The sequence below is a fragment of the Streptacidiphilus sp. P02-A3a genome, assembly GCF_014084105.1.
GTDB lineage: Bacteria > Actinomycetota > Actinomycetes > Streptomycetales > Streptomycetaceae > Streptacidiphilus.
In genome coordinates this window covers 5,399,485-5,411,648 of sequence record NZ_CP048289.1, presented here as the reverse complement: position 1 = coordinate 5,411,648, position 12,164 = coordinate 5,399,485, and the positions used below count along the sequence as shown (strand labels likewise).

At 74.2% G+C, this 12,164-nt stretch carries 12 protein-coding genes; 7 read left to right on the top strand and 5 right to left on the bottom strand.

Going from position 1 to position 12,164, the window contains the following annotated elements; translation table 11 throughout:
- Positions 1–82 precede the first annotated feature (82 nt).
- Complete coding sequence (gene ligD, locus GXP74_RS23355) at positions 83–976, top strand: non-homologous end-joining DNA ligase (RefSeq protein ID WP_182453199.1); 894 nt, start codon at positions 83–85, stop codon at positions 974–976.
- Positions 977–995: 19 nt separating this feature from the next.
- Here the strand turns inward: ligD and GXP74_RS23350 are convergent, their stop codons facing one another.
- Positions 996–2,042 carry a Ku protein gene (locus tag GXP74_RS23350; protein ID WP_182453198.1) on the bottom strand — a complete coding sequence of 349 codons (1,047 nt, stop codon included), beginning with the start codon at positions 2,040–2,042 and terminating at the stop codon, positions 996–998.
- A 72-nt stretch (positions 2,043–2,114) separates the two neighbouring features.
- Entirely contained in the window at positions 2,115–3,035 is a 921-nt protein-coding gene (locus tag GXP74_RS23345) for a hypothetical protein (protein WP_182453197.1), read from the bottom strand.
- A gap of 109 nt (positions 3,036–3,144) precedes the next feature.
- On the opposite strand from GXP74_RS23345, the gene GXP74_RS23340 reads away from it, so the two are divergent.
- Positions 3,145–4,110 carry a sigma-70 family RNA polymerase sigma factor gene (locus GXP74_RS23340; RefSeq protein WP_182453196.1) on the top strand — a complete coding sequence of 322 codons (966 nt, stop codon included), beginning with the start codon at positions 3,145–3,147 and terminating at the stop codon, positions 4,108–4,110.
- A gap of 63 nt (positions 4,111–4,173) precedes the next feature.
- Here GXP74_RS23340 and GXP74_RS23335 read toward each other — a convergent pair whose 3' ends face one another.
- Complete coding sequence (locus tag GXP74_RS23335) at positions 4,174–4,581, bottom strand: SgcJ/EcaC family oxidoreductase (RefSeq protein ID WP_182453195.1); 408 nt, start codon at positions 4,579–4,581, stop codon at positions 4,174–4,176.
- A gap of 182 nt (positions 4,582–4,763) precedes the next feature.
- Here GXP74_RS23335 and GXP74_RS23330 point away from each other — a divergent pair, with 182 nt between their 5' ends.
- A complete protein-coding gene (locus GXP74_RS23330) occupies positions 4,764–5,792 on the top strand; it encodes a PHP domain-containing protein (RefSeq protein WP_182453194.1) in 1,029 nt (342 codons plus the stop codon).
- A 67-nt stretch (positions 5,793–5,859) separates the two neighbouring features.
- Here GXP74_RS23330 and GXP74_RS23325 read toward each other — a convergent pair whose 3' ends face one another.
- Both GXP74_RS23325 and GXP74_RS23320 read right to left on the bottom strand, forming a co-directional pair.
- Positions 5,860–6,708: a hypothetical protein gene (locus tag GXP74_RS23325; protein ID WP_182453193.1), complete on the bottom strand. Its 849-nt coding sequence runs from the start codon at positions 6,706–6,708 to the stop codon at positions 5,860–5,862.
- Between the two features lie 4 nt (positions 6,709–6,712).
- Complete coding sequence (locus tag GXP74_RS23320) at positions 6,713–7,693, bottom strand: TetR/AcrR family transcriptional regulator C-terminal domain-containing protein (protein ID WP_182453192.1); 981 nt, start codon at positions 7,691–7,693, stop codon at positions 6,713–6,715.
- Between the two features lie 180 nt (positions 7,694–7,873).
- On the opposite strand from GXP74_RS23320, the gene GXP74_RS23315 reads away from it, so the two are divergent.
- From GXP74_RS23315 to GXP74_RS23300, 4 genes are all read left to right on the top strand, one after another.
- Positions 7,874–9,082, top strand: coding sequence for an FAD-dependent monooxygenase (locus GXP74_RS23315; protein ID WP_182453191.1), 1,209 nt, complete (start codon positions 7,874–7,876; stop codon positions 9,080–9,082).
- Between the two features lie 463 nt (positions 9,083–9,545).
- Positions 9,546–9,962, top strand: a complete 417-nt coding sequence (locus tag GXP74_RS23310) for a hypothetical protein (RefSeq protein ID WP_182453190.1) — start codon at positions 9,546–9,548, stop codon at positions 9,960–9,962.
- 214 nt (positions 9,963–10,176) lie between these two features.
- Positions 10,177–10,488: a GNAT family N-acetyltransferase gene (locus GXP74_RS23305; RefSeq protein WP_182453189.1), complete on the top strand. Its 312-nt coding sequence runs from the start codon at positions 10,177–10,179 to the stop codon at positions 10,486–10,488.
- 136 nt (positions 10,489–10,624) lie between these two features.
- On the top strand, positions 10,625–12,118 hold the full coding sequence (locus GXP74_RS23300) for a cytosine permease (protein ID WP_182453188.1): 1,494 nt from the start codon (positions 10,625–10,627) through the stop codon (positions 12,116–12,118).
- The last annotated feature ends 46 nt before the right edge of the window (positions 12,119–12,164 follow it).

The window sequence follows — 12,164 nt, the reverse complement described above, 5'->3', positions numbered from 1 at the left end:
GCGGTCGGCCGAGATGTCGCCGGGCGGTCGGTCGGCCATGCTCGAAGGGCGGGGGCGGCCACGAGGAGAGCGGGAAGCGGCGATGTCGGAACGGGTTCCGACGCAGGTCGAGGGGCACCGGCTGGTGCTGTCCCACCTGGACAAGGTGCTCTGGCCCCGGACCGGGACCACCAAGGCGGCGGCGCTGTCCTTCTTCGCCCAGGTGGCCCCGGCGATGCTGCCGCACGTGCGGCGTCGGCCCGCCTCGTTCCTGCGCTTCCCGGACGGGGTCGAGGGCCAGCGGTTCTACGCCAAGAACCCGCCGCCGGGGCTGCCCGACTGGGTACCCACGGTCGGGGTGCCGGGCCGGGACGGCGTCAAGCCGCACGTCGCGGTCGACAGCCTCGCGGTGCTGATGGCCATGGCGAACCTGGGCGCGCTGGAGGTCCACGTGCCGCAGTGGAGTGCCGGAAGCGGGCCGGACCTGCACGACCGGCTGGTGGTGGACCTGGACCCGGGGCCGGGGGCCGACGTGGTGGACTGCTGCCGGGCGGCGCTGTGGGTACGCCAGGCGCTGGCGGCGGACGGCCTCGGCTGCTGGGTGAAGACCTCCGGCAGCAAGGGCCTGCACCTGCTGGCACCGCTGCGGCCGACCGGCGAGGAGGCGGTGCTGGCGTACGCGAAGGGGCTGGCCCGGCGGCTTGAGAGCGGGCATCCGGAGCTGATGGTCAGTTCGATCGCCAAGGCGCGGCGGCACGGCCGGGTGCTGCTGGACGCCGGGCAGAACTCCAGCGCGAAGACCACGGCCGCGCCGTACACACTCCGCGCACTGCCGGTGCCGGCCGTCTCCACCCCGCTGACCTGGGACGAGGTGGCGGCCTGCGGTTCGGCCGAGGAGCTGGCGTTCACCCCGGACCAGGTGCTGGCGCGGGTGGCCGACCACGGCGACCTGCTGGCCGGGCTGTGCGACCCGGAGCAGGCCGCGCCGCTGCCGTAGCGGCGCGCGGGCGGCCGGGTCAGGCGACCGAGCTGCGGCGGCCGCGCTTGCGGGAGGCGCCGGTCAGGGCCTCCCGCAACTGGTCCCGGGTCATCTTGGAACGGCCGGGGATGCCCTGGGCGGTGGCGCGGGCGTACAGCTCGGCCTTGCTCAGCCCGCTCAGGTTCTCCGGCAGCCGGGAGACCTTCCCGCCGCCGTCCCCCGCCCGCGGTGCCTGCGGGTCCGGCCGCTCCGGCTGCTCCGGCTGCTCCGGCGCCGGTTCGGCGGCCTCGGCGGCGTCCGGCCTGCCCTCGGCCCGGTCCAGGCTCCGTCGCAGCGCCGCCATCAGGTCGATCACGTTGGTGGCCTCGGGCGCGGTCTCGGCGCTGGTGATCTCGTTCCCGGCCCGCTTGGCGTCGATGAGCTCGCGGACCCGGTCCTCGAACGAGTCGCGGTACTCCTCCGGGTTCCACTCGGCGCTCAGCGCGTCGATCAGCTGCCGCGCGGCGGTCAGCTGCTGCGGGTCGACCCCGGCGCGGTCCGGCAGGCCGGGCAGCTCCTGGCGCGGGTCGCGGACCTCGTCCGCGTAGTGCAGCGTGTGCAGTTGCAGCACCTCCCCGGCGGGGCGGATCGCGGTCAGGTACTCCTTGCCGCGCATCACGAAGGAGGCCACGGCGGCCCGGCCGCTCTCCTCCAGCGCCTCCAGCAGCAGCGCGTAGATCCGGGCGAACTCCTCGCCGCGCGGCGCCAGGTAGTAGCTGCCGCTGAAGTAGACCGGGTCGACGGCGGAGAGGTCCACGAACGCGGAGACCGCGATGACATGGGACCGGCCGGGGGCGATCTCGTCCAGCTCGCCGGGGTCGATCACCACGTACTGGTGGTCGCCCAGGTCGTAGCCCTTGACGATGTCGCCGAAGGCCACCTCCTCGCCGGTGCGCTCGTTGACGCGGCGGATGCGCACCCGGTCGCTGGTGCCCCGCTGGATCTGCCGGAAGTGCGTCGTGTGGTCCTCGGTGGCGCTGTAGAGCGACACCGGAACGGTCACCAGCCCGAAGCTGAGGGCCCCGGTCCATATCGGTCGTGCCATTGCCGCGCTCCTTCTCCTCGACTGCCGGTGCTGCTCGCGGGGTGGGAACAGGGGTGGGAACAGGGGTGGGACTCAGGCCGCCCGCTGGTCCAGATGGCGGAGGCGGTCGGCGGCGTCGCGGGCCCGGCCCCGGGCCCGGCGGGCCTCGCGGTCGGTCACCTCCACCCGGGCCCGGGCGTCGCGCTCCTCGGTGGCGGCCGCGCGCTCCTCGGCGCGGGCCCGGTCGAGCCGACCGGTCAGCTCCTCGATCCGGGCCAGCCGCCGCGCCCGCCGCTCGGTGACGCGTTCCAGCTGCTCGCGGGCCTCGGCCGCGGCGGCCTCGGCCGACCGCGCCGCCTCGGCCGTCCGGTCGCTGAGCTGCCGCGCCTGGGAGCGGCGCTGCTCGTCGCCGGTGCGCAGCGCCTTGACCGGGGCGCGCGGTGCCCGCGCGGCGGGCGGGCCGCCGCCCCCGGCGGCCCGGCCGGGGTCGCGGGCGCTGGTCAGCCGCCCGGTGGCGAAGGCCGAGGCGACCGCCGGGTCGGTCAGCACCGCGTGCAGGGTCTGCTCCAGTTCGGCCAGCGGCCCCTCGCCCACGGCCAGACCGGCCCGGGCCGCGGCCTGCCCGGCCTGACGGGTCAGCGCGGCGACCACGGCCTGGCGGCGCCGGGCCAGCTCACGCAGCTGCGCGCCGTCCAGCCGGTCCTGCGCCGCCCGCAGCCCGGCGGCCAGCTCCAGCAGCGCACGCACCTCGTCCGGGTACTCGCGGACCAGCAGGTTCGCCAGCCACGCGGCCTGCGTCGGCCGCCGCAGCCGGTGCACCCGCTCGGCCGCCGCCGGTTCCCCGGCGGCCCGGGCCCGCGCGGCGGCGGCCTCGCGGGCGGCGGTGAACTCGGGCGGGGGCAGCCCGTAGAGGCCCTCCGCGATCTGCTCCACGTCCGCGGCGGACGGGTCCGCGGATTCCCGGACGGGATCGCCGGGCGGCTCGTGCGCGGCTCGGGCCCTGTTGCTGGCCATGCGACAAGCTTGCCTCGGCTCCGCGCCGCCCGCAGATGGTGGAGCCGGGTCCCCGGGCGGCCGTTGCGATAGGGTCGCCGCAGTTGTGGGACCGGAGAGGCAGGGGACGATGGCGCCCGTCGCGGAGGGCTTCGACCTGCGGATCAACGCGTACCGGTCGGAACTCCTGGCGCACTGCTACCGGATGCTGGGATCGGTCCACGACGCCGAGGACGTGGTCCAGGAGACCTACCTCAGGGCGTGGCGGGCCCGGGACAGCTACGACCAGGGCCGGGCGTCGGTCCGCACCTGGCTGTACCGCATCGCGACGAACGCCTGCCTGACCGCGCTGGAGGGCAGGGGGCGCCGCCCCCTGCCGTCGGGCCTGGCGGCCCCGAGCGAGGACCCGTCCGCGCCGCTGGTGCGCGGTGAGGTGAGCTGGTTGCAGCCGCTGCCGGACGCGCTGCTCGGCGCGGATCCGGGCCGGACCGCGGTGGACCGGGGGTCGCTCCGGCTGGCCTTCGTCGCGGCGATCCAGCACCTCTCGGCCCGGCAGCGGGCCACGCTCGTCCTGCGCGACGTGCTGGACTTCTCCGCGGCGGAGTCGGCCGAGATCCTCGGCATGTCGACGCCCGCGGTCAACAGCGCGCTGGTCCGCGCCCGGGGGCGGCTGCGCGCGACCGCGGTCCCCGAGGACGAGGTCGCCGAACCCTCCGAGCAGGAGGTGCGGGCGCGGATCGACCGGTTCGTCGAGGCCTTCGAGCGCGCCGACGTGGCCGCGATCAAGGAACTGCTGACCCGCGACGTGCTGCTGGAGATGCCGCCGATGGTCAACTGGTTCATCGGCCGCGAACACTACGGCAGCTTCATGGACTGGGTCTTCTCGATGTGCCGGGACTGGCGGATGGTGCGGACCGCAGCCAACGGACAGCCCGCGCTGGCCGCCTACTGGCGGGTCGAGGACGGTCGCTACCACCTGCACACGTTGCAGGTGTTCACCGTCACCGCGGCCGGGATCAGCCGCAACACGGTGTTCCAGGACGCCGAGGTGTTCGCCGCCTTCGGGCTCGCGGAGGTCCTGCCCGCGACCCCCTGACGGCAGCCGCCCCGCGCCCCGCCCGGCCGACCGGGACGGGACGCGGGACGCGCGCCGCGGGGGTCAGCTCGGCAGGACGGCCGGACTGTTGTGGTAGGCCACGAGCAGCCAGGCGCCGTCACGCTTCTCCAGCACCCAGGTCGCGTACACGACGCGCTCGGCGGGGACCTCGGTCTCGCCCGGGAACCTGACGCCGGTCTCGCTCACCACGACCGCGGCGTTCCCGCCGAGGAAGCGGATGCTCTCCAGCCGGTCGACGGTGGTGCTGCCCTTGAGGTAGGACGCGAAGCCGGCGGCCATGTCCGCCCGGACGTCCTCCTTGGACCTGCGGTAGGAACCGGGCAGGATCGCGGTGGCGTCCTCCCGGTAGTCCGCGACGAAGGCCTCCGCGTCACCGGCGTCCCAGGCCCGGTAGACACCCTCCAGGACGCCCCTGATCGCGGTCTCGTCGTGTGTTCGGGTCACAGTCATCGTTCGCTCCCTGCTGCTCGGATCCTCATGGCCTGCGACAGGCCCACCAGTACATACCGGCGGGAGCGCCGGAACTCGTCGCGCTGGGCCGAGGAAAACCTGAAGCTCCGGCAAAGGGTCCGGTTTCACCCATTCTGTCGGCCTATGGGCATGGAGTGGGCCGCTCCGGGGACAGGTGACCTATGGAACCGGTTGTGGCACTGGAACGGATCGCCTTCCTGCTGGAGCGCGCCGACGCGCCGACCTACAAGGTCGCGGCCTTCCGGCACGCGGCCGAGGTGGTGCGCGGACTGCCGCGGGTGGAGCTGCTGCGACGGGCGGTGGCCGGGCGGCTGACCGAGCTGGAGGGCATCGGACCGACCACGGCGACGGTGATCACCGAGGCCGCCGCCGACCGCACCCCGGCGTACCTGGCCGACCTGGAGCAGCGCGCGCGGACCCCGCTGGTCGACGGCGGGCGGCGGTTGCGGGCCGCGCTGCGCGGCGACTGCCACCTGCACTCGGACTGGTCCGACGGCGGCAGCCCGATCGCGACCATGGCCGGGGCGGCCCGCGACCTCGGCCACGAGTGGGCGGTGCTGACCGACCACTCGCCCCGACTGCGGATCGCGCGCGGGCTCAGCGCCGAGCGGCTGCGGGAACAGCTGGCGGTCGTCGCCGGGGTCAACCGCGAGCTGGCACCGTTCCGGCTGCTCACCGGCATCGAGTGCGACATCCTCGCGGACGGGCGGCTGGACCAGGACCGGGAGCTGCTGGCGAGGTTGGACCTGGTGGTCGCCTCGGCCCACTCCGAGCTGCGGATGGCCCCGGAGGCGATGACCCGACGGCTGCTCACCGCGGTCCGTGACCCGCTGGTGGACGTGCTCGGCCACTGCACCGGGCGGCTGCTCGGCGGCAAACGCCGACCGGAGTCCGGGTTCGACGCCGAGCAGGTCTTCGCCGCCTGCGCGGAGTCGGGGACGGCGGTGGAGATCAACAGCCGCCCGGACCGGCTGGACCCGCCCCGGCGGCTGCTGCGGCTCGCCGTCGACGCGGGCGCCCTGTTCGCGGTCGACAGCGACGCGCACGCCCCCGGCCAGCTCGACTGGCAGATCCGTGGCTGCGCCCGCGCCGAGGAGTGCGGCGTCCCGCCGGAGCGGGTGGTGAACACCTGGACGGCGGAGGAGTTGCTGGAGTGGACCCGGGCGGGGGAGTCCGAACCTCGGGCTTAGGGTGAGACTTCACCCCGTCGGCCCTGCGGCAGCCCCGCCCGGGCCCGTCCCGGCGCCGGGCTCGCGGTCAGGCGAAGGGGCCGGACGGGATCGCGCCGTTGGCGAGGACGGCGGTGGCCAGCGGGGCGGTGAGCTCCGCCAGACGCTCCAGGTCCTTCTCGCCCAGGCGCTCGTACGGGCCCGCGGCCAGGCGCGCGGTCTGCCGCTCGATGCCCCGGCGCAGCTCCGTCCCGGCCTCGGTCAGCGCGCCCTCCCGGTCGAGCAGGCCGCGTGCCCGGAGCCGCTCCACCGCGGCGTCCCACTCCTCCTGCGACCAGTCGCGGCTGACCCTGGCGAACTCCGCCTTGAAGCCCTTCCCGGTGGCGGTGTGGGTGACCAGCGCCTCCAGGCCGTCCAGCTCGGCGGTCATCAGCGCGGCCAGGTGTCCGTCGCCGCGGTGCTCGCGCAGCACCGTCGCGGCGTGCCACAGGGCCAGGTGCGCGGGTTCCGGCACCGGCAGTTCGGCGTGCGCGGCGGCCAGCGGGCGGCCCTCGAAGGTGCACGCGGCGGCGGCCGCCCCGGCGAGCTCGGCGGCCTCGGCGACGGCCGGGTCCGCCAGCGCCTCGGCGCCGAGCAGCCGGGTCAGTGCCCGGTCGACCGCGCGCAGCCGCGCGGCCAGCACCTGCTCCGGTGTGGCCAGCGTCCAGGCGCGCGGGAGGTGACGCGCCACCAGGGCGGGCTTGAAGTTGAAGAAGGTCGCGGCCACCGGGCCCGGGCCGACGGCGCCCAGCGCGGCCGACCGGCTGGCGAAGTAGCCCATCCGGCCCGGCCGCAGCCCGGCGGCGGTGTACTCCTCCTCGGCCTCGGGCACGAAGTAGATCAGCGTGTGCAGCGGGTTGAGCGCCCGGAAACAGCGCTTACTGGCAGGTAGCGTCATGCGGTCACTCTAGGAGAAGGCGCTCGCCCGCGGAGGGGGCGGGCTCGATCAGTCCCGAGACTCCGTCGAGCAGCCGTTGCAGGCCGAACTCGAAGAGGTGGTCCAGGTTGAAGTCGTAGCCCCCCTGCAGGAGCCGGCGCAGGGTCGGGAACCGGCCGCTGGCCATGACCTCCATCAGCGCCGGCTCCTGGCTGTCCATCCAGGCGTCGTTGTCGAGGCCGCTGGCCGCCTCGGCCTCGGTCTCCAGCTCGACGTTGACGGCGGTGCCGCGCACGTAGTTGAACAGGGTGATGTGCGTGGTCATCATGGTCGACAGGTCGAGGCCCCGGCCGTCCAGGCTGGTCAGCACCCACTCGGTGTAGGGCAGGGCGCTGGGCACCGGCTGCGGGCGGGTCACCGACAGCGCGGGCGCCAGCCACGGGTGCCGCTGGAACATCTCCCACAGCAGCCGGGCGGCCAGGGTGAGCCGTTCGCGCCAGCCCTCCGGCGGGTCGGCCGGGAGCGGCTGCCCGGCGAAGGCGGCGTCCATCATCCGGGTCAGCAGCGCCTCCTTGTCGTCCACGTGCCGGTAGAGCGACATGGTGGCCACCCCGAGTTCGGCGGCGACCCGGCGCATCGAGACGGCGGCCAGCCCCTCCTCGTCGGCGACCGCGATCGCGGCGATGACGATCCGTTCCAGGGAGAGTGCCTGGTCGGGGGCGCTCCGGCGGCGCTCCGCCGGTCGCCCGGCCGGACGCTCGGCCGGGGCGGGGCGCGGCGTGCCGCCGACCGAGACCACCGTGCCGACGCCCGGGACCGCGTGCACCAGGCCCTCGCGGCGGAGCTCGGCCAGCACCTTGGTCGCGGTGGCCATGGCCACCCCCCACTGCCGGGTGATCTCCCTGGTCGAGGGCACGCGCTGGCCGGCCGCCAGCTCGCCCGCCTCGATCCGTTGCCGCAACTCGGACACGATCCGGCTGTAGCGCGGTGCTTCCCGCTGTTCCATGCCGCTCCTCCGTACTAGTGCACCCGGTTCCCGGGTGCCCACTCTAGCCGCCGCCGGGGGCTGCCTGGCGCCAGTGCCAGGGCTGCTGTAGTGCATCAGTGCACTAGCACTACCGGTTCCGCTTTGGCTCTCCAGGTTACCTGCTTGCGAGGGCGATGCGTACAGCGTACATTCGGGGCCATGGAGAACACCGACATTCTTGTTTCCGGGGCCGGCATCGCCGGTCCGACCCTGGCGTACTGGCTACGCAAGGCAGGCTTCACGGTGACCGTCGTGGAGCGGGCCCCCGGGTTGCGGCCGGGCGGGCAGACCGTGGACGTGCGCGGCGCGGGCCGCACCGTGGTCGACCGGATGGGTCTGCTGGGCCGGGTCCGCGAGCTGAGCGTGGACCAGCGCGGGCTGGCGCTGGTCAAGGCGTCCGGCCGGATCGCCGCCCGGATGCCCGCCGACGCCTTCGGCGGCGAGGGCATCGTCTCCGAGATCGAGATCCTCCGGGACGACCTGGGCCGACTGCTGTACGAGGCCACCCTGCCCGACACCGAGTACCTCTTCGACGACAGCGTCACCGGGCTGCGCGAGGACGCCGACGGAGTGACCGTCACCTTCGAGAAGGCCGCCCCGCGCCGGTTCGGGCTGGTCGTCGGCGCCGACGGGCCGCACTCCGTGGTCCGCTCGCTGGCCTTCGGCCCGGAGGCGGAGTTCCTCAGCCCGCTGGGCGTCCACACCGCCTGGTTCACCGTGGACGAGGACCTCGACCTCGACGGCTGGTTCCAGATGTACAACGCCCCCGGCGGCCTGGTCGCCTCGGCCCGCCCCGGCCGCCTGCCCGGCCAGAGCAAGGTCAGCCTGAGCTTCCGGTCGGGGCCGATCGGCTACGACCGCCGCGACCCCGAGGCGCAGCGGCGGGTGGTGGCCGAGCGCTTCGCGGGCCTCGGCTGGAAGGTGCCGCGACTGCTGCGGGCGATGGGCTCGGCGTCCGACTTCTTCCTGGACTCCATGGGGCAGGTGCGACTGGACCACTGGTCGCGCGGCCGGGCGGTGCTGCTCGGCGACGCGGGCTACTGCCCGACGCCGCTGACCGGCCTCGGCACCAGCCTGGCGATGGTCGGCGGGTACGTCCTGGCCGGTGAGCTGGCCGCCGCCGACGGCGACCACCGCGCCGCCTTCGCCGGGTACGACCGGGTGATGCGGCCCTACGTCAGCCAGGCGCAGGAACTGCCCCCCGGCGGCGCCTCCGGCTACGCGCCCCGCAGCGCCTTCGCCATCGGCGCGCGCACCCTGTCGATGCGCGGCATGAACCACTGGCCGATGCGGAACATCATGGCGGCGCAGTTCGCCAAGGCCGGGGACATCGCGCTGCCCGACTACGCGCTTCCGGCCGCGGTGTAGCGCCCGGCGCACTACCGTCGGTGCTCGCCCGGACGCCGTGCCCGACTGGCGGTGCGCCGAACGCTCCGCATGCTGGTGGAGAGGGCCGGTACGAATCGGCCCCCACGGCGAAGCAACCCGCTTCCCGACGAGCCGGGTCGCCCAAGGCGATCCCGTCCAAGCGTGGATGGTATGGAAAAGTCGAACGCCGGGTCAGCGACCCCGCTACGGCTCCTTGGCAACCGAAGGCTCGACCGACGCCCAACAGGGCTGATCACCACGAGTTGCCAGTAGCAGGAGGCACCAGATGGCTCGCGCCATGTCCGCAGACGACCACCACATACCCGACGAGACTCAGGCCCGAGCAGGGTCTGCGGACATCCCCCCGAACACCACACCCGGCGACCGCAGGGGCCCCGGGCCCCTGCTGCGGGCGGTAGCGGTTCAGCGACCCGCTTCCGAACTCATCGAACTGGTCGACCTGTTGAACAGCGGGGACCAGAGCACCCACGCGCAGGAGGTGCTGGACACGGCCGCCGCGCTGCGGCCGGTCGAGGACGTGGCGGACCTGGTCCCGCTGCTCGGCACGGTGCAGGCGGCGACCGCCCTGCATGCCGCCGCCGCCCGCCGCCCGGTCGAGGAACTGGCCCAGCTGGTGGGGCTGTTGAACAGCGGCGACCAGTTCACCTACGCCCGCGAGATCCTGGACACGGCCGCCGCGCTGCGCACCGTGGAGGACGTGGCGGTGATGGTGCCGCTGCTCGGTGACGACCGCGCGGCGGTCGCGCTGCACGCGGCGGCGGCCCGCCGCCCGGTCGAGGAGGTGGCGCAACTGGTCGGGCACCTGGACGGCCAGGGCACGCGGGCCGAGCAGCAGACCCGCAGGCGCCTGTGGCGGTGACCTGAGCGCTGACGGCGGCACCGGCCGCGCGGTCCCCGGACCGCGCTGCCGGTGCGCGGTGCCGGTCGGCGACCGGTCGGGTGCGCGCTGCCGGTGCGCGGTCCGGCTGGCGCTCGGGCCGTCGGGGCGCCAGGCTGGAGCCGGACCAGGGCGTCGGGGTTTGCGGGTACCCCGCGCGCCGCCGCGTGCGTCACGGACAAGCAGAGGCCGGACAGTGAGCGAACCGAGCACCACCCCCGCCGTCGAGGTCACCGACAACCCCCGGGCCGACCGGTACGAGGCCCGCGTGGGCGGGGTGCTCGCCGGGATCGCGCAGTACGTCCGCAGCGGCGGGCTGATCGCCTTCGTGCACACGGAGGTGGAGCCGGAGTTCGAGGGGCGCGGGGTGGCCGGGGCGCTGGCCCGGACCTCGCTGGACGCGGCCCGGGCGGAGGGGAGCAAGGTGCTGGCCTCCTGCCCCTTCTACGCCGGGTGGATCGACCGCCACCCGGACTACCAGGACCTGCTCGCCACCGAGCCGGGTTAACCCCGGATGTTCCGTTGGTTTCCGCCGCTTTGCATCTGCTGGACAGATGCATTGGAGCGGAAACCGCTGTTGTACAGCCCCGATGCGACCCCCGCAGAATCAACGCTCACACACGGGCATCGGGATGGGTGGGCACATGGCGCAATCACCGGGCAGATCCGGCAACGACTCCGGAACGGCCGCCGACCAGGCCGCCGACCGGACGGCGGAGCAGTCGGCCGGGCAGCCGCTGATCGAACAGCACACCATCGAGGTGATCCCGGCGCACGAGCGCTTCGGCCGCCCGGTCAGCCTGTTCGGGATCTGGTTCAACGCCAGCCTCGGTCCGCTCACCGTGATCACCGGGGCGCTGGGGCCGCAGGTCTTCGGGCTGGACTTCCTGTGGAGCGTGGTCGCCCTGCTCCTCGGCAACCTGGCCGGGGGCGTGCTGATGGCGCTGCACTCGGCGCAGGGACCGCAACTCGGCGTCCCGCAGATGGTGCAGAGCCGGGGCCAGTTCGGCATCCGGGGCACCATCCTGGTGGTGGCGCTGGTGCTGGTGATGTACGTCGGCTTCTTCGCCTCCACCCTGGTCACCGGCGCGCAGTCGCTGCAGGGGGTGTGGAGCGGGCTGCCGACGACCCCGGCGATCGTGCTGGTCTCCGTGGCCGGGCTGGTGATCACGGTCTTCGGCTACCGCTACATCCACGTCTCCTCGGCCTGGGCCACCTACGCGTTCATCCCGCTCACCATCGCCGTCTTCGTCGGCATCCTGGTGCACGGACTGCCCGGGGACTTCCTGCGGGTCGGCGGCTTCGGCTGGTCCGGCTTCCTCGGCGCGGTCTCGGTCTCGGTGCTCTGGCAGATCGCCTACGCGCCCTACGTCTCCGACTACTCCCGCTACATGCCCGCCACCGCGGCCGGTCTGCGCGGGACCTTCTGGTGGAGCTACGCCGGATCGGTGCTCTCCTCGGTGCTGATGATGCTGATCGGCATCGTCATCGCGCTGATGATCAAGCCGGGCGGGGACGTGATCGCGGCGCTGAACCCGATCCTCGGCAGCACCCTCGGCCGGATCGTGCTGCTGGGCTTCTTCGTCGTCTCCGCCACCTCGAACGCGCTCAACCTGTACGGCGCGGTGCTGACCGCGGTCACCGCCGTGCAGACCTTCGCCGAGCGCTGGCTGCCGACGCCGGGGGTGCGGGCGCTGCTGGCGACCGGGATCGCGCTGTTCTCCACCGCCCTCGCGGCGGTGTTCTCCGGCGGGAGCTTCCTCGCCAACTACGAGAACTTCATCGCGGTGCTCCAGTACTTCTTCATCCCCTGGACCGCGATCAACCTGATCGACTTCTACGTGGTCCGGCGCGGCGACTACGACGTGGCGTCCTTCTTCCGGTCCGACGGGGGGATCTACGGCCGCTACAGCGTCGGCGCGATCGGGGTGTACCTGGTCGGATTCCTGGTGGAGGTGCCGTTCATGGCCACCACCATGTACACCGGGCCGATCGCCGACGCCCTGGGCGGCACCGACCTGTCCTGGGTGGTCAGCCTGGTGGTCACGGTGCCGCTGTACCTGCTGGTGGCCCGGCGCGGCCGGGAGCGCGAAGCGGCGCCGCGCGAGCCGGTGCTCGCCGCCGTCGGCGAGGACTGAGCCCCCGGCGTCGCCGCCGCCCCGGTCGGCGGCCGACGGGACCGGC